The sequence below is a fragment of the Pseudomaricurvus sp. ABR4_320 genome (assembly GCF_056159445.1).
The window spans coordinates 1-2,194 of record NZ_JBSWVF010000054.1; the positions used below are offsets into that span (position 1 = coordinate 1).

At 55.1% G+C, this 2,194-nt stretch carries 1 protein-coding gene; it reads right to left on the minus strand.

Features of this window, described 5'->3' with window-relative positions:
• On the minus strand, positions 1-2,194 hold a 2,194-nt coding region (locus ACXAFR_RS27235), incomplete at both ends, for a DUF4781 domain-containing protein (RefSeq protein ID WP_475183287.1).

Below are 2,194 nucleotides of genomic sequence, written 5' to 3' on the forward strand. Positions count from 1 at the left end.
CTCTTGCAAGGAAGAATTCTGCTGAACCTGATAGGGAGAGCCGTATTGGATTTGGTTTTGCAGTCGGGTAAAGCTGTAGCTGTCGACCAGAGATCCACCAGAGGCTCGGGTACTGGCTGCCCCCATCCCCCCGTAAAAGGCGATGTTCAGCATACCCAGCGCACGATCAGCGTTAGACATCTGATCCCAGTTAGCGGACATATAGTGTGCCTGGTTGGCTACTGCGCTGGCGTCTGCCACGTTGGCAGATAGCTGCAGTCCTGCCGCGCCTCTCGCCAGTGTGCCTGCATACTGGGTTTCTCTCGCCGCCATTACAAATCTCGCCGCGCCCATCGCGCCGAACGAGAGCGTGCCGGAGGCAAGATCCAGCCACTGGCCACGAACCTGAGAGTTAGAAAGATCGGTCACATCAACGCCATGCTGATGGGCATCGTGCAACTCTTCTGCGGCCCTGCCGGTCGTCCAGGCTGCAGCACCACCCGCCAACACCAGCGCACCCGTACCACCGGTGCCAGCGACAAATATAGCGCCAGCGGTGACACCCGCCGCCAGAGCTGCGCCGTCGCCCACTTTAGCCACCCACTCGCCCAGCGTATCGGTGACCTGTGCCGTAGCTTCGGTGGTCAGTGTTTGCGCTTCACCAGGAGCAACTGACGCCATGCCGTCGATATAGGTCATCTGGCCCGGGGGTAATTCACTACCGGTTTGCCAGTCCGCTAAGCCGTCGTAATGGCGTGGTGCTTCACCCACGGATTCCACGAAATACGTTTTGCCGTCAGCCGCTTCAACTTTAAAGACGCTAAAGGCGCCAGCGCCGAATTCGTTGCTGGTTACAGAAACGGGCATGACGCTGACTCGCGCGTTATCGCCACCCACCTTATTAATCAGCTCAACGACCTTGTCGATACGATCGTTCTCGCCAAAATAACGATTGTTAAATCCAGCCTCTAAACGATCTTCGGCGTCAACCGCTGGCTCATTGTCAGGGGGTAATTGATCCGGGCTGATACCCAACGCCAGGCCTACTGTGTTTCTGAGTGCTTCACCTTGCAATGCCTGCGACTCTGTTCCGCGAGATTGATATTGGGATAGGACTCTTTCTCCGTAAGCCGTGCTCACCACGCGACTTTCCCAGCCGTTACTGAGCGCCGCCGCATCCCAAGCGGGATTATTAGCGATTTCCGCTACGGCCCAGCCTCGCAACTGAGGGGAAACCTCGCTGTTAGTTAGTAAACTCTGCCCGCCTTCACTCGCCAAAATCCCATCGAAACGAGTCTGCAATTCTGCAATATTCTGTGAGATATCCCCCTCATTAAGGGATTCTCTCTGAACCATGATTTGAGCTAGAGCCCCAGACATCTGCTCGCGAAACTTCGCGGTACTTGCGTCTTGCTGCGCCATTTGGATGGCAACAGCACCAGCCGCTTCAGCCGGAACCGCAGTGACCATAGAATCAAGCGACGCACCGCCAAAGCTCATTGAGCTTGAGTCGAGGAAAATGGTTGTAACCATTTTGCTGATTTCATCGTTAGTGGCGTCCACCTTTCCTGCGGCTACCACCTCCAAGATGTTGCCTCGCTGAGCGTCGTTTAACGAACGAGCCTCTACGCCCAACCGGCTTTCGAAACCCTGGTAATTACTGATCACCGTGGCCGCATCCAAATCCACTGCGTCTCTCAGCATTGCTGATCGCAGCTGTCCGGCTTCATTCGTATCCGCGACGCTTTTGCCCTGGCTGTATAATTCTGCTACCGCAGCGCTCGGCCGACTGTACACCTCCGCAACCAGAGAGCGAGTGTCTGCGCTGGCCAGATTTTCCGTGGCTTCATGGAGGTTTTCGGTATTGCCTTCTGCGCGCCATTGCTCACTAGCGGACTCAATTAAATAGCGCTGTTGAGTTTGGCTCATGCCCCCCAGGGATGACTCGCCATTTAACGCTTGAGCTACCCTTTCACCACCAACATGGTCGTAATTGATAAACAGAAAACTGTCTTCGGCTTGCGCGTTATCACCTAGCCATTGATCGATTTGCTGCTGTTCTTGAGCTGTAAGCGCTGGCTCATCCAGAGCAGTCTCATTAGTAACTTTCAGCTCTGCGGTTTCATTCAACGGGGTCTCGACGGTTATGGAATTGTCTTCAGCAATCGCATCTGTTGTAACGCTGCTAGCACCCTCTTCCAGATTGGCATCCACG